Annotated in this window: 19 protein-coding genes; 10 read left to right on the top strand and 9 right to left on the bottom strand. The window is 41.9% G+C overall.

The window, feature by feature from the left end; genetic code table 11:
- Positions 1 to 353 precede the first annotated feature (353 nt).
- Together asd and OOA_RS18330 are read left to right on the top strand one after the other, a co-directional pair.
- On the top strand, positions 354 to 1460 hold the full coding sequence (gene asd / locus OOA_RS18335; RefSeq protein ID WP_008913668.1) for an aspartate-semialdehyde dehydrogenase: 1107 nt from the start codon (positions 354 to 356) through the stop codon (positions 1458 to 1460).
- A 224-nt stretch (positions 1461 to 1684) separates the two neighbouring features.
- Positions 1685 to 1969, top strand: a complete 285-nt coding sequence (locus OOA_RS18330) for a HigA family addiction module antitoxin (protein ID WP_008913667.1) — start codon at positions 1685 to 1687, stop codon at positions 1967 to 1969.
- Positions 1970 to 2073: 104 nt separating this feature from the next.
- On the opposite strand, the gene OOA_RS18325 is transcribed toward OOA_RS18330, so the two are convergent.
- The 5 genes from OOA_RS18325 to dnaA all read right to left on the bottom strand — a co-directional run bounded on the left by OOA_RS18325 (position 2074) and on the right by dnaA (position 10070).
- Entirely contained in the window at positions 2074 to 3654 is a 1581-nt protein-coding gene (locus OOA_RS18325; RefSeq protein ID WP_040691923.1) for a phosphoethanolamine transferase, read from the bottom strand.
- A 381-nt stretch (positions 3655 to 4035) separates the two neighbouring features.
- A complete protein-coding gene (gene gyrB, locus OOA_RS18320; RefSeq protein ID WP_008913665.1) occupies positions 4036 to 6450 on the bottom strand; it encodes a DNA topoisomerase (ATP-hydrolyzing) subunit B in 2415 nt (804 codons plus the stop codon).
- Positions 6451 to 6468: 18 nt separating this feature from the next.
- A complete protein-coding gene (gene recF, locus OOA_RS18315; protein ID WP_008913664.1) occupies positions 6469 to 7563 on the bottom strand; it encodes a DNA replication/repair protein RecF in 1095 nt (364 codons plus the stop codon).
- 9 nt (positions 7564 to 7572) lie between these two features.
- Entirely contained in the window at positions 7573 to 8673 is a 1101-nt protein-coding gene (dnaN, locus tag OOA_RS18310; protein ID WP_008913663.1) for a DNA polymerase III subunit beta, read from the bottom strand.
- 5 nt (positions 8674 to 8678) lie between these two features.
- Complete coding sequence (gene dnaA, locus OOA_RS18305) at positions 8679 to 10070, bottom strand: chromosomal replication initiator protein DnaA (protein ID WP_008913662.1); 1392 nt, start codon at positions 10068 to 10070, stop codon at positions 8679 to 8681.
- 844 nt (positions 10071 to 10914) lie between these two features.
- Between dnaA and rpmH the strand changes: the two genes are divergently transcribed.
- The 5 genes from rpmH (at position 10915) to mnmE (ending at position 14779) form a co-directional block, all read left to right on the top strand.
- Positions 10915 to 11058, top strand: a complete 144-nt coding sequence (gene rpmH / locus OOA_RS18300; protein WP_008913661.1) for a 50S ribosomal protein L34 — start codon at positions 10915 to 10917, stop codon at positions 11056 to 11058.
- Between the two features lie 21 nt (positions 11059 to 11079).
- Entirely contained in the window at positions 11080 to 11439 is a 360-nt protein-coding gene (rnpA, locus tag OOA_RS20205; RefSeq protein ID WP_008913660.1) for a ribonuclease P protein component, read from the top strand.
- Complete coding sequence (yidD, locus tag OOA_RS18295) at positions 11403 to 11663, top strand: membrane protein insertion efficiency factor YidD (RefSeq protein ID WP_008913659.1); 261 nt, start codon at positions 11403 to 11405, stop codon at positions 11661 to 11663. Before rnpA ends, yidD begins: the two co-directional genes overlap by 37 nt.
- 2 nt (positions 11664 to 11665) lie before the next feature.
- Positions 11666 to 13315, top strand: coding sequence for a membrane protein insertase YidC (gene yidC, locus OOA_RS18290; protein WP_008913658.1), 1650 nt, complete (start codon positions 11666 to 11668; stop codon positions 13313 to 13315).
- A gap of 99 nt (positions 13316 to 13414) precedes the next feature.
- A complete protein-coding gene (gene mnmE / locus OOA_RS18285; protein ID WP_008913657.1) occupies positions 13415 to 14779 on the top strand; it encodes a tRNA uridine-5-carboxymethylaminomethyl(34) synthesis GTPase MnmE in 1365 nt (454 codons plus the stop codon).
- 135 nt (positions 14780 to 14914) lie between these two features.
- Here the strand turns inward: mnmE and fdhD are convergent, their stop codons facing one another.
- On the bottom strand, positions 14915 to 15736 hold the full coding sequence (gene fdhD, locus OOA_RS18280; protein ID WP_040691936.1) for a formate dehydrogenase accessory sulfurtransferase FdhD: 822 nt from the start codon (positions 15734 to 15736) through the stop codon (positions 14915 to 14917).
- A 329-nt stretch (positions 15737 to 16065) separates the two neighbouring features.
- On the opposite strand from fdhD, the gene fdnG reads away from it, so the two are divergent.
- The 3 genes from fdnG to fdoI are packed head-to-tail and all read left to right on the top strand — an operon-like array spanning position 16066 to position 20725.
- Positions 16066 to 19113 (top strand): formate dehydrogenase-N subunit alpha, encoded by a 3048-nt coding sequence (fdnG, locus tag OOA_RS18270; RefSeq protein WP_083880308.1) that lies wholly within the window; start codon positions 16066 to 16068, stop codon positions 19111 to 19113.
- An 11-nt stretch (positions 19114 to 19124) separates the two neighbouring features.
- Positions 19125 to 20069, top strand: a complete 945-nt coding sequence (gene fdxH / locus OOA_RS18265) for a formate dehydrogenase subunit beta (protein WP_008913653.1) — start codon at positions 19125 to 19127, stop codon at positions 20067 to 20069.
- On the top strand, positions 20066 to 20725 hold the full coding sequence (fdoI, locus tag OOA_RS18260) for a formate dehydrogenase cytochrome b556 subunit (RefSeq protein WP_008913652.1): 660 nt from the start codon (positions 20066 to 20068) through the stop codon (positions 20723 to 20725). Before fdxH ends, fdoI begins: the two co-directional genes overlap by 4 nt.
- 64 nt (positions 20726 to 20789) lie before the next feature.
- On the opposite strand, the gene OOA_RS18255 is transcribed toward fdoI, so the two are convergent.
- The 3 genes from OOA_RS18255 to fumC all read right to left on the bottom strand — a co-directional run bounded on the left by OOA_RS18255 (position 20790) and on the right by fumC (position 24943).
- Entirely contained in the window at positions 20790 to 21443 is a 654-nt protein-coding gene (locus tag OOA_RS18255) for a YoaK family protein (protein ID WP_008913651.1), read from the bottom strand.
- Positions 21444 to 21621: 178 nt separating this feature from the next.
- On the bottom strand, positions 21622 to 23415 hold the full coding sequence (locus OOA_RS18250; RefSeq protein ID WP_008913650.1) for an NAD-dependent malic enzyme: 1794 nt from the start codon (positions 23413 to 23415) through the stop codon (positions 21622 to 21624).
- Positions 23416 to 23479: 64 nt separating this feature from the next.
- A complete protein-coding gene (gene fumC / locus OOA_RS18245; protein ID WP_008913649.1) occupies positions 23480 to 24943 on the bottom strand; it encodes a class II fumarate hydratase in 1464 nt (487 codons plus the stop codon).
- Positions 24944 to 25651 lie beyond the last annotated feature (708 nt).

Genomic DNA, 25651 nt, shown 5'->3' with positions numbered 1-25651 from the left:
GGTAGCTGGGTGCAGTCAACAACGATGCAGCTCGAAGTATGACGGTGCATTTCCCTAAATAATTTGAGTTGCATCTAGGCGGCAAGTGAAGCTATCACGAGGAGCATACATAAGTATGTGACTCGAGTAGCTAAGCGCAGTCAACAACGATGCGGCTCAAAGTATGACGGGAATATTAGCGTTATTACTAATTTGCGTACAATTAGTTATGAAATTCACTTGCACACTGGTTCATATTTTGTCAGCTTTAAGGTACCCGATAAATTTCCAGTTTCTGTTAATGAAAAGGCAAGCTGATAGCTGAATCTAGAAATTTATTGGAGTTAAAACTTTAAACGGACAGGGTAAATATAATGAAAAATGTAGGTTTTATCGGCTGGCGGGGCATGGTCGGCTCAGTATTGATGCAGAGAATGGTAGAAGAAGGCGACTTTAATGCAATTCATCCTGTATTTTTTACCACCTCTCAGCATGGTGCTGAAGCCCCTACTTATGGTGGTCATCGCGGTACACTGCAAGATGCAAATGATATCGATGCGCTGAAAGCATTGGATATTATCATTAGTTGCCAAGGCGGTGATTACACCAACGATATTTATCCTAAGCTGCGAGCGTCTGGCTGGAACGGTTATTGGATTGATGCCGCTTCTTCACTGCGCATGAAAGATGATGCGATCATTATTCTTGACCCAGTTAACCAACAACATATCCAAGATGGATTAAATAAAGGCATTAAGACCTTTGTTGGCGGTAACTGTACGGTGAGTTTGATGTTGATGTCCCTCGGTGGCTTGTTTGCCAATAATTTAATTGAGTGGGCATCTGTCGCAACTTACCAAGCAGCCTCTGGCGCGGGTGCTCGCAATATGCGTGAACTGTTAGTACAGATGGGCGCATTACATACGCAAGTAGTAAAAGAGCTGCAAAACCCTGCTTCTGCTATTTTGGATATCGAGAAAAAAGTCACTGACTTTACCCGCAGCGGCACAATGCCAACGGACGCATTTGGCGTTCCTTTAGCGGGTAGTTTGATCCCATGGATTGATAAAGCCTTAGAAAACGGCCAAAGTCGTGAAGAGTGGAAAGGGCAAGCAGAGACTAATAAAATTCTTGCCACAGGCAACAATATTATCCCAGTTGATGGCTTGTGTGTCCGTGTTGGCGCATTGCGTTGCCACAGCCAAGCATTCACCTTAAAGCTGAAAAAAGATATTCCACTTAATGAGATTGAACAACTGCTAGCGTCTCATAATGAGTGGGTGAAAGTCGTACCAAATGACCGTGAAATCACCATGCGCGAACTAACTCCAGCAGCGGTAACGGGCACATTAAGTACGCCAGTAGGTCGTCTGCGTAAACTGAATATGGGTCCTGAATACCTGTCTGCATTTACTGTTGGTGACCAATTGCTGTGGGGCGCGGCAGAGCCATTGCGTCGTATGCTGAATATCCTGCTATAAACCTACCAAATTAATAAGAGTAACTGCATCTTAATTCATTGATATTAAAAGTTAAGGTGCAGTATTTCTCCTTTTTTTATATTCTAACTGCACCTGCCTCATCTCTGTAGCTTGATAGAAAGCGCATTAATATAAGTTGCTTTTTGACTGGCGATTAACATTTAAATTTGAGGATGAAGACGCCATCCTCGTTGATTATCAAGATTATCACTGAGGTAATTATTATGAATAGAATTCATAACCCAGCACATCCTGGATTGGTTCTTCGTGAATATCTAGACGGTATTTCTGTTACTGATGCAGCAAAAGCATTAGGTGTCACGCGTACCACGTTATCGCGTATTCTTAATGGTAATAGTGGGATCTCTGCGGATATGGCTCTCCGTTTAGAGTCAGCACTCGGTACTAGCGCTGAAATGTGGTTCGGAGTGCAAACTCAATATGAGTTATGGATAGCCTCTCAAGCCGAACGTCCCATCATAAAACCACTCTTAGCAAACGCTGAATGAAATTGTGAATATCCCATCAACGTATCCTGTGATGGGATAGCTTTACCCTTTTAGTTGATGTGCCGTAAACCTAGCCTCTCAGTGAGTAGCCTCAGAAATAAGGGTTATTGCGGCGATGCTTGCTCAGATGGTAGTTCGTTTAAATGTAATAATGTGCGATTGCCATCAATCATGTTGATATCCTTTTGTGGTTTGTAACAGCTTCTTAATGGCGACAAACACGATTTTGTCGCGCGTTGTTGTATCCCCAACCAATCACTCATTAACCAGTAATTGTTAGCTGTTGAATAGGGGCTATTGAGAGCCTGCTCACTCAGTGATGGCTTCGCAGTATTTTGGCTATACCAAACAAACAGCGGGATTTCGTAAGCTTCTTTTCTTGGGCTATTGACGCCATGGTGGTAATGAATAGCGTTATCACTGTCTAGTCTTTGCAATGCATGATCTGCAAAATACATGACGCTGGCGGATTTTCCGTCTAACTTTTGCAGGATATTGTCGATAAATTGGTCGGTATAGGCGATAGAGCTGTCATAACAATCATCATCTTCTTGCTCACTGAATGTCTGGTATTGGTCTTCAGGAAAACGATTACAAGAAGGCTCATGGCTGCCGTAAGTGTGCAGTACAATCAGCTTTTTCTTTTTCGTCTTCGTGTTTATCGCATCATCGAAATAATCTAACAACTCTTCGTCGTAGCCAACAAACTCATTCCATTTTTTATGCTTTGCCATGCTGGCAATAGTTGAAATAACACTGGTACTTTTATTTGTTTTGCCTTGGTTGCTTAGCCAGTAAGTTTCAAACCCGGCATGGTTAGCTAAGGCAATAATGTTATCGGCATAGTGGGCCTTATCCTGCATTTGCGCAAAATTAATATTGGCTAGCGATACAGGCACAGACAAAATGGTGACAGGCGCGGGTGAGTAAGCTTGATTAAATACCAGCATTTGTTGTTTACGACGATTCAAATTTGGCGTGGTGTCATGCTCATAGCCATACAGACTAAGGTGATCTCGACGGACGGATTCGCCAATGATCAGAACATAAATGTCGGCATCAGCTTCTTGCTTATCATACTGATACTCAACCTTGTGACTCGAAATTTTTCTGATCCCTCGGTTCTCATATAAATTTCTTACCAATGCAGATGCATTGTAAAGCGGCGTGTGTGTGAGATATTTTTCCCCTAAAAGTAGATCGCTATCTTGCTTTGAAAGCAGAGCAGAATAGTAAACGGGAATAGCCACTAAGTAGCAACAAAATAAGATAAAACTAACTAATGTCACTTTTTTATTTAGGTATTTAGCACACAGATGAATACTTAATAAATAAACTGCAAAAACAACAAGATAAAAAAGAACATAGTATTTGTTGTATGAAAGCATTCCGACTGTTTCGTTGCTGTTAGTATTAATAAAGGTTTCAGCAATGGAAGAAGAGAAACGAATGTCGTGTTTTTGATAGAAGAAAAAAGAAACTGAAAGATTGAGCGCCCACACTATAGTGATAAGGACGGTGATAATTTTACCGGTCAGGCTTTTATATCCACTCGCACAGAGCAGCATGATCAATACACCCGTTAGTGTTATGACCAACTTAGACAACAAGCTGATGTCACCACTGAGTAAAGCGGGTATTACGGAGATCAGCAAAAAATAAATTAAGATAATGAATAGGCGCATAATGATGATTAGCTTTTTTAGATGTATGAAAATGCCTTATGTAATGATAAATATCTGTTATGTTTCAAGTTGCATGGTGTGTATTATCAATGAAATGTATTGCTTTACTGATTTAACGCCTTAGCTTATCTATGCTAATTCGTTTTTTTTAGAGGAATCATCTTATTTATCGAGTGTGAACATTTCGAATTATTTAGAAAGTGGATAGATATTAATTAATGAAATATTTAAGTAGTGGTTATATCACAAAAAAAGACAATATAATCAATTGGATAAAGTAAAAAACTGTAAAATGGCGTGAGGATTAGTCATCAAAAAAAAGAAAACCCCATGTTTTCACACGAGGTTTTAGGTTTAATCACATTATTTGATTAACAATGATTAGATATCAATATTCGCCGCTTTGAGAGCATTCTCTTCGATAAAAGCACGACGTGGTTCAACAGCATCACCCATTAATGTCGTAAAGAGTAAATCTGTCGCAATCGCATCTTTCACCGTCACACGTAACATACGACGCGTATCTGGGTTCATGGTTGTTTCCCACAATTGCTCTGGGTTCATCTCACCAAGACCTTTATAGCGCTGTACACTAAGCCCTCTACGCGATTCACGAGTCAGCCATGCGAGTGCTTCTTCGAAGTTATCGATATTTTGACGGCGTTCACCACGTTCGATGTAAGCACCTTCTTCGATAAGATCTGCAATGATGTCACCTAAATGTGTGATTCGACGGTATTCACTGCCGTGAACAAAGTCAAAGTCCAGATTGTAGTCAGTATCAACACCATGAGTACGGATACGAATAGTTGGCTCAAACAGCTGGCGCTCACGGTTTTCAGTGATGATATAGCTATATGAACTGCCAAATTGTTCATTATTCGCTAAGCGTTCTACTAAGGTTTTCGCCCATTCTTCAACTTGAGTACTATCTTTCAGTGCATCTTCTGTCAATGTTGAATGGTAAACCAAGCTATGAAGCAGCGCTTGTGGATATAAACGCTCAAGACGACGAATGATCTTGTGGGCCGCATTATACTCAACAACCAGTTTTTCTAACTCTTCGCCTTTCATTGCAGGTGCATTCGCATTTAAGTGAAGTGCAGCGCCATCAAGCGCAATAGAAATGAGATATTCATCCATTGCATCGTCATCTTTAATGTACTGCTCTTGTTTGCCTTTTTTCACTTTATACAGTGGTGGCTGAGCAATATAGACATGCCCACGTTCAACAATTTCAGGCATTTGGCGATAGAAGAAGGTCAGTAGCAGCGTACGAATGTGTGAACCATCGACGTCAGCATCCGTCATGATGATAATGCTGTGATAGCGCAATTTATCTGGGTTGTACTCATCACGGCCAATACCACAACCTAATGCCGTAATCAGGGTTGCAACTTCTTGTGAAGAGAGCATTTTGTCGAAACGCGCTTTTTCAACGTTAAGAATTTTACCTTTCAACGGTAAAATTGCTTGGTTCTTACGGTTACGGCCTTGTTTTGCTGAGCCGCCCGCAGAGTCTCCTTCCACAAGGTATAGTTCAGAAAGGGCAGGGTCACGTTCTTGGCAATCAGCTAGTTTACCCGGTAAACCAGCGAGATCTAATGCACCTTTACGGCGAGTCATTTCACGCGCTTTACGTGCAGCTTCACGGGCACGAGCCGCGTCAATGATTTTACCAACAACAATTTTAGCATCTGTTGGGTTTTCTAACAGATACTCAACCAATTTTTCATTCATGATCGTTTCAACGGCAGTTTTTACTTCCGAAGAGACCAATTTTTCTTTGGTTTGTGATGAGAACTTAGGATCAGGCACTTTCACAGAGATAACCGCAATTAACCCTTCACGGGCATCATCACCAGTCGCACTGACTTTGGATTTTTTGTGGTAGCCTTCTTTATCCATGTAGTTGTTCAGTGTACGGGTCATTGCAGCACGAAAACCCGCTAAGTGAGTACCGCCATCACGTTGTGGAATGTTGTTAGTGAAGCAATAGACGTTCTCTTGGAAGCCATCATTCCATTGCATCGAAACTTCGACACCAATGCCGTCTTTCTCCGTTGAGAAATAAAATACGGATGGGTGGATAGGGGTTTTATTACGGCTTAAATATTCAACAAAAGCTTTAATACCGCCTTCGTAATGGAAGTGGTCTTCTTTACCATCACGCTTATCAATCAATCTGATTGAAACGCCAGAGTTCAAGAATGACAGCTCACGAAGACGTTTAGCTAAAATGTCATACTCAAATTCAGTGACCGTTTTAAATGTATCGTAGCTTGGCCAGAAACGGACAAATGTACCCGTTTGGTCAGTTTCTCCGACAACAGTTAATGCCCCTTGAGGCACACCGTGGCTGTATACTTGTTCATGAACCTTGCCATCACGACGGATAACCAGTTCTAACTTTTCGGATAAGGCGTTAACAACAGAAACCCCAACTCCGTGCAGACCGCCGGAGACTTTATAGGAGTTATCGTCAAATTTCCCACCAGCATGCAGAACCGTCATGATAACTTCCGCTGCTGATATGCCTTCTTCTTCATGGATACCCGTTGGAATACCACGGCCATCATCTTGAACAGAGACTGAGTTATCAGCATGGATTGTAATCACGATGTCGTCGCAATGACCGGCGAGGGCTTCATCGATAGCGTTGTCGACAACCTCGAAGACCATGTGATGAAGACCTGTACCATCGTCGGTATCACCGATATACATGCCTGGGCGTTTACGCACGGCATCTAGCCCTTTTAATACCTTGATACTTGAGGAGTCATATGTATTCGACATCAACGTTTCCCGCTATATTTATTCCTGTGGTTTAACTTCTATTTTGCCATGTTCTACGCTAAACATCTTGCTGTTTACATCAATCATGTCTTTAACTTGCTCAGGTGTTATCGCACTAACAAACACTTGAGCTTGCGTAGCCTTGAGTCGAGCTGCCAATAATTGACGACGACCCGAATCAAGTTCCGAGGCAAAATCATCCAGTAGATACAGGCATCGTTGCCCGCTCTGTTGAGTGAAAAATTCACCCTGCGCTAACCTTAATGCACACATTAAAAGTTTTAACTGACCGCGTGAAAGCATATCTTCAACAGGGGTTCCATTTGCCCTGATACGCAAATCAGCCTTATGTGGCCCGGAGGCGGTATAGGTTAACGCTTTATCGCGCTCAAATTGGCGCTCTAATAGCTCTGAATAATCGATTTCTTTATCCCAACCGCGTTGAAAAGAGACCGATAAAACAAATTCAGGCAAAAACTGCTGGCAGGTCTGCTCAATATTTTGAGCAATACCCGAAATATACTCATTGCGCCATTGGCTTATTTGCTCTGAGAGCGGAGCCAATTCTTTATCCCAATGACGTATTTGGTCATAGCGACTGACTTGGCGTAACGCAGCATTACGTTGTTTTAATAGCCGTTTTAAATCAGACCAAACGGAAAAAAACAAGGGTTCACTATGAAAACACCCCCAGTCGATAAATGCACGGCGGTACTTAGGGCCACCATTCAGCAATGTGAACCCCTCAGGGGTAATCAATTGCATTGGTAATAATTTTGCAAGTTCTGCAATTTTATGGCCATCCGTGCCGTCGATTCTGACCTTACTATCACCTTCACGATTTTTGCTTAAACCTAATGACAGCTGTTTACGTGATTCATCAAGGTGCCCCAATTTCCCGTGTAGGATAAATTGGTCTTGCTCGTGACGGATCACCCGATTCGCCTGAATACTGCGAAAAGCCCGGCCATGGCCTAAGGTATATATCGCTTCAAGTACACTGGTTTTGCCGCTCCCATTTGGACCAATTAAAAAATTGAAACCATTAGCTAAAGGGAGATCGGCATCTTCAATGTTACGAAAATCGCGGATCAATAAACGCGAAAGAATCATAAAAAACGATTACAAACGCATTGGCATGACAACATAAACAGCAGCGCTGCTCGCGGAGTCTTCAATTTGTACACTCGACACAGCATCAGTTAAAAATAGTGTCACATTCTCGCTCTTTAACGCATTAAGCACATCTAAGATGTAGCTGACGTTAAAGCCGATTTCCATTTCGGTACCCTTATAGTCAACATCAACAATCTCTTCAGCTTCTTCCTGCTCAGGGTTATTAGCTGTGATGCGCAACTGGTTCTCACTAAAGTACAAACGAACACCACGGAATTTTTCATTTGATAAAATTGCCGCACGTGAGAAGGCCTGTTTTAATAAATCACAGCGAGCTTCTAACGTTTTGTTTGGGTTTTTCGGCAACACACGACGATAATCAGGGAACCGCCCATCAACCAATTTAGAGGTGAAAATAAAATCACCAACGTGTGCACGGATATTATTGCTACCAATTTGTAGCTGCAATGGTGTATCACCACCATCTAATAGGCGCATTAATTCAATCACACCTTTGCGTGGCACAATTACTGAATGTGATGGTAGCTCTTGCCCGATATCCATCGAACAAACCGCCAGACGGTGACCATCGGTTGATACCGTTCTTAATAACTGACCTTCGGTTTCAAACAGCATACCGTTGAGGTAATAACGAACATCTTGGTGCGCCATTGAAAACTGAGTGGCTTCAATCAGTTTTTTGAGGATAGACTGAGGAAGAGAAAACTCTACTTCGCTCTGCCAATCATCTAAATTAGGAAAATCTGTTGCGGGTAATGTCGATAGTGAAAAACGACTTCGGCCTGAGCGGACGAGTAATCTATCATCATCGAGTTCTACACGGATTTCAGAACCTTCAGGAAGCCCACGCCAAATATCAAAAAATTTGCGTGCTGGAACCGTCGTTGCTCCAACCTCATGTTCCTGAGTTAAAGGAACATTGGCCATCATCTCCATTTCTAAGTCGGTTCCCGTCAATAGCAAAGCGCCTTCTTTCACTTGTAAAAGAAGGTTACCCAAAATCGGCAGCGTTGGACGCCCGCCTAATGGGCCACTAACCTGTTGTAACGGTTTTAATAACTGCTCGCGCTCAATAGTAAATTTCATAGCAATTAAGATGATAATGTTCTGATTAAGTTAGAAAAATCCTCTTTGATGTCATGGCTCTCTTCCCGTAATTGTTCTATTTTACGGCAAGCATGCAATACTGTCGTATGATCACGACCACCAAAGGCATCCCCGATTTCAGGTAAACTATGATTCGTCAGTTCCTTAGCGAGTGCCATTGCCATCTGACGCGGACGAGCGACAGAACGAGAGCGGCGCTTAGAAAGTAAATCTGCAATTTTGATTTTATAGTACTCAGCGACAGTCTTCTGAATATTATCAATAGTTACCAGTTTTTCTTGTAGTGCTAGTAAATCTCGCAACGCTTCCCGAACAAAGTCGATAGTAATTGCGCGACCTGTAAAGTTTGCATTCGCAATAACACGGTTTAATGCGCCTTCCAATTCACGAACATTGGAGCGTAAGCGCTTAGCGATGAAGAAAGCAACTTCGCCTGGAAGCTGTATCTCGTTTTCATCTGCTTTTTTCATTAAAATTGCGACACGGGTTTCAAGTTCTGGTGGCTCTATCGCCACGGTTAATCCCCAGCCAAAACGCGATTTTAAACGATCTTCAACCCCATTAATCTCTTTGGGATAGCGATCCGAGGTTAGAATAATTTGTTGATTGCCTTCTAATAACGCATTGAAGGTATGAAAAAATTCTTCCTGAGAACGCTCTTTGTTGGCAAAAAATTGAATGTCATCGATAAGCAATGCATCGACCGAACGATAATAGCGTTTGAACTCTTCAATCGCATTGTTTTGCAAAGCTTTGACCATATCTTGAACAAAACGTTCAGAATGCATATATACCACACGAGCATCAGCTTTGTGCTGAATAATACTATTGCCAACGGCGTGTAATAAATGCGTTTTACCTAACCCTGTGCCACCATAAAGGAATAAAGGGTTATATGCCCCACCTGGATTTTCGGCAACTTGTCTCGCAGCTGCGCGAGCGAGTTGGTTCGATTTACCTTCAACAAAGTTATCAAATGTATGCTTAGGGTTAACATTAGACCGATAAGCGACATTAGGTTGTACTTTGTTTGAGTTATCCCAGCTTGGTCTCATCGGTGCAGATGGGATGGCGATCGCTGGTGCTTCTGGAGTATAGCGAGATCGTTGGCTGGTAGGGGAAGCGGTAATAGGTTTGCTTCCTACTTCAAAATGTAATGCTGGCGCATCGGTGCCACAAAAATCATTCAATAATTCATTTATATTATTGATGTATTTATCTCTTACCCAATCAAGGACAAAACGATTCGGGGCATAAAGCGCCAGGGTGTTATCGTTTAATTCAGCTTGAAGAGGGCGTATCCACATACTAAATTCTGTGGCAGGTAGTTCATCCTGCAATCGGGCAAGACATTGCTGCCAAAGCGAAAGTGACACGGTGGACTCCCTAAACAAGATCAATGAAACAAAGAAGTACGGATTAAGCAAAGAATTTTTACTGGGGGCCTCTATATTAAAAAAAGAGGCCTGAGAAGTAAATTATACTCATTATACTTTAAGTTACAGTCGGCTTCGCTAAGCGAGTGAATCATAGTGCTATCTATTTTTCATCGGAATAGCTTAGCTTGTTGCCTATATGTAGCTTGAATTATTTTTTGTATAGGTTCATTTTTACTTATCGTATTTTTCCGATCCTCAGATCAGAAATGTGACCGGAGATCATACCGTAAAATTGGCAAGAGATCTCCATTCTTTTACACAGTTTTTATGCTTTTTATCCACAGGTAATTGTGGTAATACATCGCGGTTAGAGGAGAGGCACACTGTTTGATCAGGATTACGTGCTTTTTTTCCACAGAGCTGGGGATAACTTTATACGATTTATAGAAAATATTCCCTAAGATCAAAAAATATTTTTAGATCGGCCAATGATCCTTGCGCTTTGAGGTGGAGTCCGTATAATCTTCCACCCTGTGTACTACGCTAATGTAACTTTTCATGGCGAGCCACAACAAGATTAAGCTTTAATCAGCCATCTTGGGCCCACCTAGAAAGCGCGCAATTAGTCGTCGTCACTGCATATGTCAGCAAACCTGTCAGCCAGGCTATAAATAAAAGTGGTTTGATTGCGTCATTTCATTGACGTGACCCCCTATGTTTTATTACAATCCTGCCTCTTTCTATATTGTTGCGATAGAGGCACTGGTGTAAATCAGTTTCCACTGGTTGCCAACGCGTTTACTGAATCAGTAATAAATTTTAAAGTTAGGTAGAAATCGTTATGAAACGCACTTTTCAACCGTCCGTACTGAAGCGCAACCGTTCACACGGTTTCCGTGCTCGTATGGCCAATAAAAATGGTCGTCAGGTTCTGGCTCGCCGTCGTGCTAAAGGCCGCGCTCGTCTGACCGTTTCATCTAAGTAATAAAGCTAGCCCTCTATTCACGTGGTTACGCTCGCTTTTACCCGGGAGTTACGTTTGTTAACTCCCAGGCACTTCGATAATGTCTTTAAGCAGCCGCAAAGAGCGAGTTCCCCAGAGATAACAATCCTTGGTCGCCTAAACGAGCTGGGGCATCCCCGCATCGGTCTTACCATCGCTAAAAAAAATGTTAAACGAGCCCATGAGCGAAATCGTATCAAGCGATTAGCGCGTGAATACTTTCGTTTACATCAACATGAATTGCCTCCAATGGATTTTGTGTTATTGGTAAGGAAGGGGGTAGCAAATCTCGATAATCAACAAATCATGGAAGCATTGGGTAAATTATGGCGTCGACACAGTCGCTTGGCTCAAAACTCCTGATCGGGCTGATTAGAGGTTACCAATTAGCGATTAGTCCGCTATTGGGACCTCGTTGCCGTTTCAATCCAACTTGTTCGAATTATGGAATTGAGGCATTGCGCAGGTTCGGAATGTTAAAAGGTAGTTGGTTAACGGCGAAACGCGTATTAAAATGCCACCCTTTACACGCTGGTGGAGACGATCCTGTTCCGCCTAAAAAAAACGATGATAATAGAGAATTATAACGATGGATTCGCAACGCAATCTTCTACTCATCGCTTTGCTGTTCGTTTCGTTCTTAGTATGGCAAGCCTGGGAAAGCGATAAAGCTGCTCAGGACTTTAAAACTGTCCAAACTACACAACAAACGGATATGCCAAGCAGTCATTCCCAAGCCGTAACGAGCAGTGGGCAAGGTAACCTAATCACAGTAAAAACTGATGTGCTTGATTTGCGCATTAATACACGTGGTGGTGATATCGATGAGGCTGACTTGTTAGCCTATCCTGCGACCCTTAATTCGGAAGATCCATTCCGTTTACTGGAAACTACACAAGGCTTTATCTATCAGGCCCAAAGTGGTTTGATTGGTCAACATGGCCCAGACAATCCAGCGAATAATAATGGACAACGTCCTATTTACTCAGCAGATGCAACAAGCTTCGTGCTGGCGGACGGCCAAAATGAACTGCGAGTTCCAATGACATTCACCGATAAAGACGGTGTGGTTTATCAAAAAACTTATGTCTTGAAACGCGGTCATTATACTGTTGATGTTGAATACAATATTCAAAACCCAACAGCACAATCTTTAAACCTCGCCTTCTTTGGTCAGTTAAAACAAACTATCCAATTACCAAAAGAACGTGATACTGGTAGCAGCAACTTTGCATTACACACTTATCGTGGTGCGGCATATTCTTCAGATGAAACTAACTATAAAAAATATAGTTTTAGTGATATTGAAGATAAGAGCCTGAGCATTGAGACTAAAGGTGGTTGGATTGCGATGTTGCAGCAGTACTTTGCAACAGCATGGGTTCCTGCAAGCACCGAAAAGAGTACTTTCTATACGATCGATCTTGATAAGTCGTCCGCTATCATTGGTTATAAGAGTGAACCAATGACTATCGCTGCTAATGGGACAGGAACGTACTCATCAACATTGTGGATTGGACCTGAAATTCAGTCAGAAATGGCTGCGGTTGCTCCGCACTTAGATTTAACCGTTGATTACGGTTGGTTATGGTTTATCTCTCAACCGTTGTTCAAACTGCTGAAATTCATTCACGGTTTTGTCGGTAACTGGGGTATTGCTATCATTGTTATCACGTTTATCGTCCGTGGTATTATGTACCCGCTTACTAAAGCACAGTACACTTCGATGGCGAAAATGCGTTTACTGCAACCTAAACTGGCTGCAATGCGTGAGCGTATTGGTGACGACAAACAACGTATGAGCCAAGAAATGATGGCAATGTACAAGGCGGAAAAAGTGAACCCTCTGGGTGGCTGTTTACCTCTTGTTATCCAAATGCCAATCTTCCTTGCACTTTACTACATGTTGATGGGCTCTGTTGAGTTGCGTCATGCACCATTCTTTGGTTGGATACAGGATTTATCAGCACAAGATCCGTACTATATCCTGCCAGTTCTGATGGGTATCACCATGTTTGTTATTCAGAAGATGTCACCAACTGCCGTGACTGATCCAATGCAGCAGAAGATCATGACCTACATGCCGGTCGTATTTACTATCTTCTTCCTGTGGTTCCCATCAGGTCTGGTACTGTACTACATCGTGAGTAACTTAGTGACTATCCTCCAGCAGCAGATTATTTATCGTGGGCTGGAAAAACGTGGTCTGCATAGTCGTACTAAGAAAGAGAAAAAATAATGAAAACCGTAGGTGAGGCTGAGTGCTCATCTACAGTATAGTATTAAGGCGGCCAATGTGGACCGCCTTAATTTTTTATAGGAATGATAGAGAAACATCATGCAAACCAACGATACGATTGTTGCACAGGCAACGCCTCCCGGTCGTGGTGGTGTCGGTATTCTGCGGGTTTCAGGCCCAAAAGCGGCTTTAGTGGCTCAAACAATACTAGGTAAGCTGCCAAAACCTCGTTATGCAGATTACCTACCCTTTCGCGACGTTAATGATACTGTGCTTGACCAAGGCATTGCTCTTTTCTTTCCCGGTCCGAATTCATTTACGGGTGAAGATGTTCTTGAGCTACAAGGGCATGGTGGTCCTGTCATTCTTGATTTACTACTTAGACGCATTCTTACTATCGATGGCATTCGTATCGCTAATCCTGGTGAGTTTTCAGAACGTGCTTTTTTGAACGATAAGTTAGATTTAGCGCAAGCAGAAGCGATTGCTGATTTGATTGATGCAAGTTCAGAACAAGCAGCTCGCTCGGCAATGAACTCATTACAAGGTGCATTTTCTGCACAAATTCACCATATGGTGGAAACGCTGACCACATTGCGTATTTATGTTGAAGCTGCGATAGACTTCCCCGATGAGGAAATTGATTTTCTTTCTGATGGCAAAATCGAAGCTAAACTTGATGAAGTCATTGCTGATTTAGGCCGTGTTCGCTCGGAAGCGCGCCAAGGGAGTTTGTTGCGTGAAGGGATGAAAGTGGTGATTGCGGGTCGTCCAAATGCTGGCAAGTCGAGTCTACTTAATGCATTAGCAGGACGAGAAGCCGCTATTGTGACTGATATTGCGGGAACAACGCGTGATGTGCTACGTGAACATATTCACATTGATGGTATGCCACTGCATATTATTGATACTGCTGGTTTGCGTGAAGCGAGTGACGAAGTCGAGCGTATTGGTATTGAGCGAGCATGGAAAGAGATAGAACAAGCAGATCGTGTGTTATTTATGCTTGATAGCACAACGACGAATGCAACTGAGCCACAAGCAATTTGGCCTGAATTTATGGCGCGCTTGCCAGATACATTGCCTGTGACGGTCATCCGTAATAAAGCGGATAAAACAGGTGAAGAAATCGAATTTGTTGAGGATGTACGCTACCCATTAATTCGCCTTTCTGCGCGTGAAGAGAAAGGGATAGATTTGCTACGCGATCATCTTAAAGAAGCAATGGGTTTTAAAGGTAATACGGAAGGTGGTTTCTTAGCCCGTCGTCGTCACTTGCAAGCGTTAGACGCCGCTGCGACTCACTTAGCTCAAGGTCATGAGCAATTAGTGGTTGCACGTTCAGGTGAGCTACTTGCAGAAGAGCTACGCCTCGCACAACTGGAGTTAAGCGAGATTACGGGTGAATTTAGCTCTGATGATTTACTCGGCCGCATTTTCTCAAGTTTTTGTATTGGTAAGTAATACCTGCAAGCGAGTTGGTCGAATACGGTTATAAATATAATTTAAATATTCAATGATGAAGTGTAATAATTATTACGCTTCATCATTTTATAAATATCAAATTATGATTGTATATTTTTAGTATGGGTAATCTCGTCAGTCTATAATTCTGCTTGGGTGAGTAAATACCGTTGCTTTTCCTTGGCGACAAAAACCGACCAAGGTCAGGTTAGCTTTTTGTGCTACTTCAATTGCTAATGAGGTTGCCGCAGAGACGGCAAATAAAATTTCTGCACCACAGCTAGCCGCTTTTTGTACCATCTCATAACTTGCCCTGCTCGAAACCAGTACCGCACCTTGTTGCCAATCGTTGCGATGCTTCATACCCAGCAATTTATCAAGAGCCACATGACGACCCACATCTTCACAGCCACCGACTAATTGGCCTTCAGGGGAGATCCATGCCGCCGCATGAGTACAACCTGTTAACGCACCAATTTCTTGAACTTTTTTGAGTTCAGTTAAAGCATGGTCAAGATTGGAAAGCGAGAAGGTTTGAGTAAAAGGAAGCGGGGCGATAGGTTTAAATATTTCATCGAGCTGCTCTGTTCCGCAGATACCACAACCTGTTCGGCCTGCAAGATTACGCCTACGCTCTTTTAAACCCATAAAGCGGCGACTAGATAACTCAATATGAACTTCGATACCTCGATGGCAGCCTTCGATAATATCAATTCCGCGAATTTCTTGGCTTGATTGTATGATCCCTTCAGATAGTGAGAACCCAATGGCAAAATCTTCTAAATCTTTTGGCGTTGCCATCATTACAACATGCGATATTCCGTTATAGACAAGCGCTACGGGTATTTCTTCTGCAACCCAGTCATTGATGTCACATTCTAGGTTACCTTTTTGTTGAACGCTTGTAGGGTTTGCGCCAACAATTTGGGTTAAATTTGTTTCTTTTGTGTTATTTATTTCATGCATTAGATGAATTCCAAGCGCTAATGATCCATAATATTAATATGGGTAAAATGAGTTTACACCATTTTCAGGCAATGAACCTGATCACGATATGGAAGACGTTGAATAAAAACAGTTTACCTGAATATATCCCAAATAACTCGAATTGCATTTAGGCTACTAGTTAAATTTCCCCATTAGAGGAAGCTCGATACACGAAATGATGTGAATCGAGTGGCAGTTTTTTTGTATGTGTAGCTAATTATAACTTGAGATTTGGTGAATATATCACCATTTAATTATTAGATTGGTAAACAAGAGCAATGTAAATGAGGAGATCCCCCATGCAAGTCAGCAGAAGACAGTTCTTTAAGATCTGCGCTGGCGGTATGGCGGGTACGACGGCAGCAGCGCTGGGTTTTGCACCCGCCACTGCGTTAGCTTCGACACGCCAGTATAAATTACTGCGTGCGAAAGAAACCCGAAATACCTGCACATACTGCTCTGTCGGCTGTGGTCTGTTAATGTACAGCCTAGGTGATGGAGCGAAAAATGCGAAAGAGAGCATTTTTCATATTGAAGGAGACCCGGATCATCCGGTAAACCGTGGTGCACTCTGCCCTAAAGGTGCAGGACTTATCGATTTCATTCACAGTGAAAGTCGACTTAAATACCCTGAAGTACGTGAACCAGGCACGAATGAATGGAAACGTATCACTTGGAATGAAGCCTTTGACCGCATCGCCAAGTTGATGAAAGAAGACCGTGATGCCAACTTTATTAAAGAAAATAAAGATGGTGTAACGGTAAACCGTTGGCTGACAACAGGTATGCTCTGTGCATCAGCGGCGAGTAACGAAACAGGTTTTGTCTCCCAAAAATTTAGTCGCTCTCTGGGTATGCTTGCCCTAGATAACCAAGCGCGTGTCTGACACGGACCAACGGTAGCAAGTCTTGCTCCAACATTTGGTCGCGGTGCGATGACCAACCACTGGGTTGACATAAAAAACGCAAACCTGCTTGTTGTTATGGGGGGTAATGCGGCAGAAGCGCATCCAGTCGGTTTCCGCTGGGCGATGGAAGCCAAAATCCATAATAAAGCCAAACTTATTGTTATTGATCCACGTTTCACCCGTACTGCGGCTGTGGCGGACTTTTACACGCCTATCCGTTCTGGTACTGACATTGCTTTCTTGTCAGGTGTGATTAAATACCTACTGGATAATAAAAAAATTCAGCAGGAATATGTCGAAGCTTATACCAATGCTAGTCTGATCATCCGCGAAGATTACGGATTTGATGATGGCCTATTCACTGGCTACGACGCTGAAAAACGTCAGTATGACAAAACGACGTGGAACTATGAGATGGATGAGAATGGCTTCGCATTACGCGACCCAACTCTGACTCACCCTCGTTGTGTCTTAAATTTACTGAAAGAACACGTTAGCCGCTATACGCCTGAAGTGGTAACCAACATCTGCGGTACACCAATCGAAGACTTCCTTCAAGTCTGTGAGTACATTGCAGAAACGAGTGCAAAAGATAAAACAGCATCATTCTTGTATGCACTGGGTTGGACTCAACACACTGTTGGTGCGCAAAATATTCGTACCATGGCAATGATCCAATTGTTGCTCGGTAACATGGGAATGTTAGGTGGTGGTGTTAACGCATTACGTGGCCACTCAAATATTCAAGGGCTGACTGACTTAGGTCTGTTATCTCAAAACTTGCCAGGTTACATGATGTTACCTTCTGAGAAACAAACGACTCTCGAAAGTTACTTAGAAGCGAATACACCAAAAATGACTCAACCTGGTCAGGTGAACTATTGGAGTAATTATCCGAAATTCTTCGTCAGTATGATGAAAACTTTCTATGGCGATAAAGCGCAGAAAGAGAATAGCTGGGGCTTCGATTGGTTGCCTAAATGGGATCAGATTTACGACGTGTTACGTTATTTCGATATGATGGGCAAAGGTGAAGTTAATGGCTATATCTGCCAAGGCTTTAATCCATTAGCGTCATTCCCGAATAAAAACAAAGTTATTAAGTCACTTTCTAAGCTGAAATTCTTAGTGACAATTGACCCGCTGAATACAGAAACTTCAAACTTCTGGCAAAATCACGGCGAAATGAATGATGTGGATCCGGCTGCAATTCAAACTACCGTATTCCGTCTACCATCTTGCTGTTTTGCTGAAGAAAATGGTTCGATTGTTAACTCTGCGCGTTGGTTGCAGTGGCACTGGAAAGGTGCGGATGCCCCAGGTGAAGCCATCAGTGATGGTGAAATTCTATCCGGTATTTATCACCGTATGCGTAAACTCTATGAAACAGAGGGTGGAGCATCACCAGAGCCAGTATTGAATATGACCTGGAACTACTTTGACCGTGATAATCCAACGCCGGAAGAAGTAGCACAAGAAAACAATGGTTACGCGCTTGTCGATTTGAAAGATGCGGACGGAAAAATTATTGCGAAGAAAGGTGAGCTACTAAGCTCGTTTGCCCAATTACGTGATGATGGGACAACTGCAAGCGGATGCTGGATCTTTGCTGGTAGCTGGACGCCACAAGGTAACCAGATGGCTCGCCGTGACAACTCTGACCCAACAGGTCTAGGTAACACGTTAGGTTGGGCATGGGCATGGCCGTTAAACCGTCGGGTTATTTATAACCGCGCTTCTGCTGACCCAATGGGTAAACCATGGGATCCGCATCGCCAAATCCTTGAATGGGATGGCAACAAGTGGACGGGTATGGATGTACCAGACTACAGTAATGCGCCTCCAGGCAGTGGAGTTCATCCGTTTATCATGCAACCTGAAGGTATGGGTCGCCTGTTTGCATTGGATAAAATGGCCGAAGGTCCTTTCCCAGAACATTATGAGCCGATTGAAACTCCGCTTGATACTAACCCATTGCATCCAAATGTGGTCTCGAACCCTGCGGCTCGTGTCTTTAAAGATGATTGGGCTCAGATGGGTAAAGCGACAGAATTCCCATATGTTGGGACAACCTATCGTTTAACCGAACATTTCCACTATTGGACAAAACACGCATTGTTGAATGCCATTATTCAGCCACAGCAATTTATCGAAATTGGTGATCGCTTGGCGAAAGAAAAAGGTATTAAGCAAGGCGATACGGTAAAAGTCAGTTCTAAGCGTGGCTACATCAAAGCAAAAGCAGTCGTGACTAAACGTATTCATACGTTGAAAGTTGACGGCAAAGATATTGATACCATCGGTATTCCTATCCACTGGGGCTTTGAAGGTTTGGCTGTGAAAGGCTTTATTGCAAACACACTGACACCGTATGTGGGTGATGCCAACACGCAAACGCCGGAATTTAAAGCATTCCTTGTCAATGTGGAAAAGGTGTAAGGAGATAAATTATGTCAATGCAATCACAGGACATTATTCGTCGTTCAGCCACCAATTCCCTGACGCCCCCACCTCAGGTGCGGGACTTTAAGGAAGAAGTGGCGAAGCTGATTGATGTCACCACCTGTATAGGCTGTAAAGCCTGTCAGGTAGCGTGTTCTGAGTGGAACGATATTCGTGACAAAATCGGGACTAACATTGGGGTTTATGATAACCCATTGGATTTGACCGCAAAGTCATGGACCGTTATGCGTTTCTCTGAGGTTGAAGAGAATGGCAAGTTTGAGTGGCTTATTCGTAAAGATGGCTGCATGCACTGCTATGATCCGGGCTGCCTTAAGGCTTGCCCGTCAGAAGGCGCAATTGTTCAGTACAAAAACGGAATTGTTGATTTCCAATCTGAGCACTGTATTGGTTGTGGTTACTGTATCGCGGGCTGTCCATTCAACGTACCTCGCATCAACCAAGAAGATAATCGCGCATACAAATGTACGCTTTGTGTCGACCGGGTTGAAGTGGGTCAAGAACCTGCCTGTGTGAAAACATGTCCAACTGGTGCTATCCATTTCGGTAGCAAAGAGGACATGATTGGACTGGCGACAGATCGCGTTAGCGAACTGAAAACGCGTGGTTACAATAACGCAGGTCTGTATGACCCTGAAGGTGTTGGTGGAACACACGTTATGTATGTACTGCACCATGCTGATAAACCTCAGTTGTATCATGGATTGCCGGAAAACCCAACAATCAGCCCAACAGTCACTTTCTGGAAAGGTATCTGGAAGCCGTTAGCAGCGGTTGGTTTTGCTGCGACTTTTGCGGCGGCCTTATTCCACTATGTGGGTATTGGTCCGAACCGCGTCTCCAAAAAAGAAGAAGAAGAGGCATTGGAAGATCTCCATGACTCAACATCTTCTCATACTGATAAGTCAGTTGAAGGGGAGGATCAAAAATGATGCCTGAAGATAATGAAAAAATTATTCGTCATAAGCCGATTGAAAGGATAAATCACTGGGTTGTTGTGATCTGCTTTTTGTTCACGGCCGTGAGTGGATTGGGGTTCTTTTTCCCATCACTGAACTGGTTCATGAACATTTTAGGCACACCACAGCTTGCTAGGATTTTGCATCCGTTTGTTGGCTCAGCGATGTTCCTTTTGTTTATCTTTATGTTTGTTCGTTATTTTCACCATAACTTTATCAATAAAGAAGATATTATATGGGCGAAAAATATCGATAAAGTACTGAAAAACCAAGAAGCTGGAGATGTCGGCCAATATAACCTCGGTCAGAAAGGGGTATATTGGGTCGTCACTGTCTGCTTACTGCTACTGGCAGTGAGTGGCGTGATTATGTGGCGTCCTTACTTTGCAGACTTTTTCTCAATTCCAATTTACCGGGCTGCAATCCTTGTGCACTCCCTATCAGCTATTGCACTGATCATCATGATTGTCGTGCATGCTTATGCGGCGATTTGGGTCAAGGGTTCAGTACGCGCGATGGTTGAAGGTTGGGTAACACGTGGTTGGGCTAAGAAGCACCATCCACGTTGGTATCGTGAAATTGTTGCAAGAGAGAAACAGCAGCAACAGCAGCAAGAAAAGAAGAATTAATTTTTTCACCGTTGAAGGTTGATTAATGAGCCCACAAGCAATGAAAATTGTTTGTGGGTTTTTTTTATTGTTTGAATTGAACGCTATAAATAATTGCACTAAACAGAAGGATTAATACGCAAGAAAACCCCGCTAAGTGATAATTGACGGACAAATAGCCACCGGCTAACGCACCAAAAATAAAAGATAGCACGGCGCAAAGTAATACTTTTTTACTTTTATCGCCTTCCACATTCTTTAAAAATGCGCCAATGCACGATGTTGTCATGCCTGTGACATAGGTTGTATGAATTCCGATAGAGCCAGCTTTATTAAAGTAACCGTTTTGAATACCCATCGATAAACTGATCATAAAAATAGCTAAATTGATTGAATAAGCCGATGGCGCAAAGAAATGAAGGGAGAATACGATGGCAAATAAGATAAATACCAAGCTTATTACATACGAATGTTGTGAAGGTGATGTTTTTTTCATTCTGAACCATGAACCAGTCAGTGTTCCGAGAAAAAAGCCTAAAATAGAAATGGCAGAAAGTAATAACATGGCCCAATTCATTTGAGCAAGATAAATCATACTCAAGACACTGTTCCCCGTGAGGTGACCTGTAAACACTTCAAAAATAACAAAAGAACTCGCATCAACAAATCCGCCTATAAATGCAAGCAACAGGAAAAAGGGAAGATGAGTGTTGGGTTCGACATTAGAAAATGCGTTCATTATGAATAACCTATATTTTATACATGCGGCTTGTCAGTCATTACAGCATGGCATTTTTATGGATAGTATTAAATGAATTACTTTATCTTAAAGCAAAAAACCTGACACGATATTGTCGTGTCAGGTTGAGTTAATGTAAGTATAGAAGGATCAAATCTATACTCTTATTATTTGGCAACTAGATAGCTTCTACAGGGACGTACACAGGCCACCAAGCGGCAGTTCTGACTGTTTCGACTTCAGAGGCACTTGGATCAACGCCAGCAACACCTTGAGATTTTGCCATTCTTAGTACTTCTAATGCCACGATGCTTGAAGTAATACGCAAGTCTTCATTCGATGGTAATAAAGATGCACCTTCAGCACCTAAAATGGCTTGGCTTGCCACGGCTTGTACGGCAGCAAAAATCATTTCATCGGTAATTTTTTCTGCTTTAGAGACAATCGCACCAAAACCGAGTCCCGGATATAGTGCGGCGTTATTCGCTTGACCAATTTTGTAGCAAACACCTTTATAGACAACATCATCGAAAGGTGCACCTGTTGCAACGAACACTTTACCATCGGTCCATTCAATCAGATGTTGTGGTGTCGCTTCATGCAATAACGTTGGGTTAGATAATGGGAAAATAATTGGACGTTCAACGTGACTTGCCATGTTGCGAACAATTTCTTCGGTGAAAGCACCCGGAGTTGTGGATGTACCAATTAAGATGGTTGGTTTAACATTAGCAACAACGGTAGCTAAATCAATAATGCCTTTATCTTTATTGCTTTTAGCTAAGATATTCGCCATATCAGGCCAGCGAGTTTGCGCCTCAACAGAAACATCAACAACAGTTCTTGGGTAATCGGCAACATCTTTACTGTTTTTCGCATAATCTTTTTGGAAATACAGCAGGCTATCAGTCATATCTGAAGTGAGTAAGCCCGGTAAGTCTACCAACCAAATTCGGGAGATAGCTTCTTCACGAGAGAGGCCACTACGGATCATTTGGTCACGGATTTGGTCTGCAATACCGCATCCTGCAGTACCTGAACCAAAGACAACAACACGTTGCTCAGTCCAAGGTGTTTTACTCAATTTCACTGCATTCAGCAAGCCTGCTAGTACGATTGCGCCTGTTCCTTGAACGTCATCATTGAATGTCGCAAAGTTAGCACGATATTTATCAAGAATACGACGTGCATTGGTAGACCCGAAATCTTCCCAGTGTAGAACAGCATTAGGGAATAGTTTTCTGGCTGCTTTCACATAGGCATCAACAAAGTCATCATAGACTTTACCTTGAATACGCTCATGGCGATTACCAACATAAGATGGGTCATTCAGGAGTTTTTCATTGTTAGTCCCAACATCAAGTACTACAGGGATTACACTGTGTGGGTCAACACCCGCCGCTGCGGTATATACAGCAAGTTTACCCACAGAGATATCAATACCGTTAGAACCCCAGTCACCAATCCCTAAAATTTCTTCCGCATCGGTTGTAACGATAAGCCTAATGTCACCGCCTTGAGCACCAAAAGCACGTAGTTTTTCTTCGATTAGCTCAGGTTCATTAATGCTGAGGAAAATACCACGAGGTCGAGTAATGATTTCACTGTAGTTTTCGATAGCTTCGCCCACAACAGGGTCATAAACTACAGGCAGCATTTCTAACATATGGCGCTGTAACAGCGCATAAAATAATGTCACGTTATTATCATGTAAGCGCCACATATAAATATGTTTATCCAGATCGGTACGGCATGCACGATAAGCACGATAAGCGCGATTTAATTGTGTTTCCATATCTTCAGTAACGACAGGAGGAAGAATACCATTTAGGTCGAGTGCTTTTCGTTCTTCTTCAGTAAAGGCAGTCCCTTTATTTAAGGAAGGATCACGTAATACTTCATATCCTCTAGCAGTCGTTTTTATTTTACGAATATTATTTTCGATAACAACTTCAGCTTGTCGATTATACATAATTAACACCTGTTTAATTAAAGATAATGAAATTTATAAATATAAATATAAATATAAATATAAATTAGGCACCAGATAAACCATTTCCAGTCATATCAATAGGATTGACATATTTATTAAAGTCTTCTTCGCTTATTTTACCTGAAGCAATTGCAGACTCTTTTAACGTAATATTTTTAGCTATTGCATTTTCTGCAATATGAGCCGAGTTTTGATAACCAATAATGGGTGATAATGCCGTAACTAACATGACACTATTATCAACATATTCAGTTATTTTCGTATTATTTAATTCAGTGCCTTCAACTGAGTATTCTCTAAATTTATGGCAACCGTCAGCAATAATTCGAATAGAGTGTAATAAATTATTAATAATAACAGGGCGCATAGCATTTAATTCAAAATTACCTTGGCTACCTGATATCGCAATTGCAGCATCATTACCCATAACTTGAATACCAATCATCACGATGGCTTCGCATTGTGTTGGGTTTACCTTACCCGGCATGATTGATGAGCCTGGTTCGTTAGAAGGCAGTATTAATTCACTGAAGCCACAGCGAGGGCCAGAAGCTAACCAGCGCATATCATTGGCAATTTTGATCAGAGCCACTGCAAGTCCACGAATAGCGGCATGTGTACGCACTAATGCATCAAGAGAGCCTTGAGCGGTAAATTTATTTGGTGCAGTAATAAATGGTTTTTGTGTAAGCTCGGCTATCTTATCAGCGACTTCTTTTGAAAAGCCTTTTGGTGCATTCAAACCTGTACCAACAGCTGTCCCACCGACGGCTAATTTATAAAGATCTTGTTTACTACGCTTGATATCCTCTAACGCATCACGTAGTTGCCCAGCCCACCCGTGCCATTCTTGTCCCACTGTTAACGGAACAGCATCTTCTAAGTGAGTACGACCAATTTTGACGACAGACATCCATGCATCAGCTTTCTTTTCAATAACTTGAATTAGTGCTTCAATGCTCGGTATCAGCTGTTCATCCAGTGCGAAAATAGCTGAAATATGCATGGCTGTTGGAAATGTATCGTTAGAGGATTGCCCCATATTGACATCATCATTTGGCCCAATCGGTGTCTGAGTTCCTAGCGTGCCACCTAATAATTGAATCGCACGGTTAGAAATAACCTCATTCACATTCATATTAGATTGTGTGCCAGAACCTGTCTGCCAAACATAAAGTGGATAATGGTCATCTAATTGACCACTGATCGTTTCATCAGCAGCAGCTAGAATGGCATCTTTTTTCCACTCAGGTAATCGATTTGCCGCAAAGTTAACCAGAGCACAGGCTTTTTTAACATAGCCATAAGCATGGTAAACTTCTTTTGGCATTAAATCATTACCAATATTAAAGTGCTGTAACGAGCGTTGAGTTTGCGCTCCCCAATAACGGTCGGCAGCAACATTAATTTTTCCCATGCTATCAAATTCTTCACGAAAACCGGTTTCATTAATACCAATAGCAAGGTTCTTATTTAGATTGTACGTATTCGATTCATTATTTGGCATGATACCTTCCTGATTAAATAATAAGGATATATAGAATCTTTGTATTGGAATATATAAAATTCCATATTGGTTTCATTCAGTATATATGTGTTTATTTGGAAAAGTAAATAGAGGGTAATTTATTTAATCTTGTCAGTTTTATTATGATGTTCTTTTAATGACTAATTACTGTTTAAAAAATTTTTCTATTAATTTAAACTCATGTTAATTCACGGTTTGAATTAAATTTGTAACGCTCAAGACTTTATTGACATCAATAAGATAGTTATTTCCATAAGGAAAACATGTCATTATAAAATATAATTTATCCATTATGCGAGTAAATGTTTGTAACTAATAAATATTTTTCATTAACAAATAAAAAATATATTAATTAAATCATTACAGTCATAATAGGAGTAACGATGACATAAAAAATTTTTATAAAAAATTTAATTTATTTTATTTGAAGTTATATTTACTCGGCTTGTTTTTTAGTTATTAGACAATCAGATGCTTGGTTAGTGCTAGGTGTTAATACTTATTGCTGTTGTTTTTTTAACGCTGAAGGATATGAATCCTAACGAAGTACTGATATAGATCAGCGACAACATTAACGGCGATTGGTGTAATATTTGGCTAGATAATGTCCATCATGACGACTGATTTATCAATTTATACTAAGCTCAAATCTAATGTTCGTTTGATAAAGCTGTACGTGATTAAGCA

The organism is Providencia burhodogranariea DSM 19968 (genome assembly GCF_000314855.2).
Taxonomy (GTDB): Bacteria; Pseudomonadota; Gammaproteobacteria; order Enterobacterales; family Enterobacteriaceae; genus Providencia; species Providencia burhodogranariea.
Note: the sequence above shows the minus strand (reverse complement) of the source record. Positions and strands in the feature narration are given on the sequence as shown.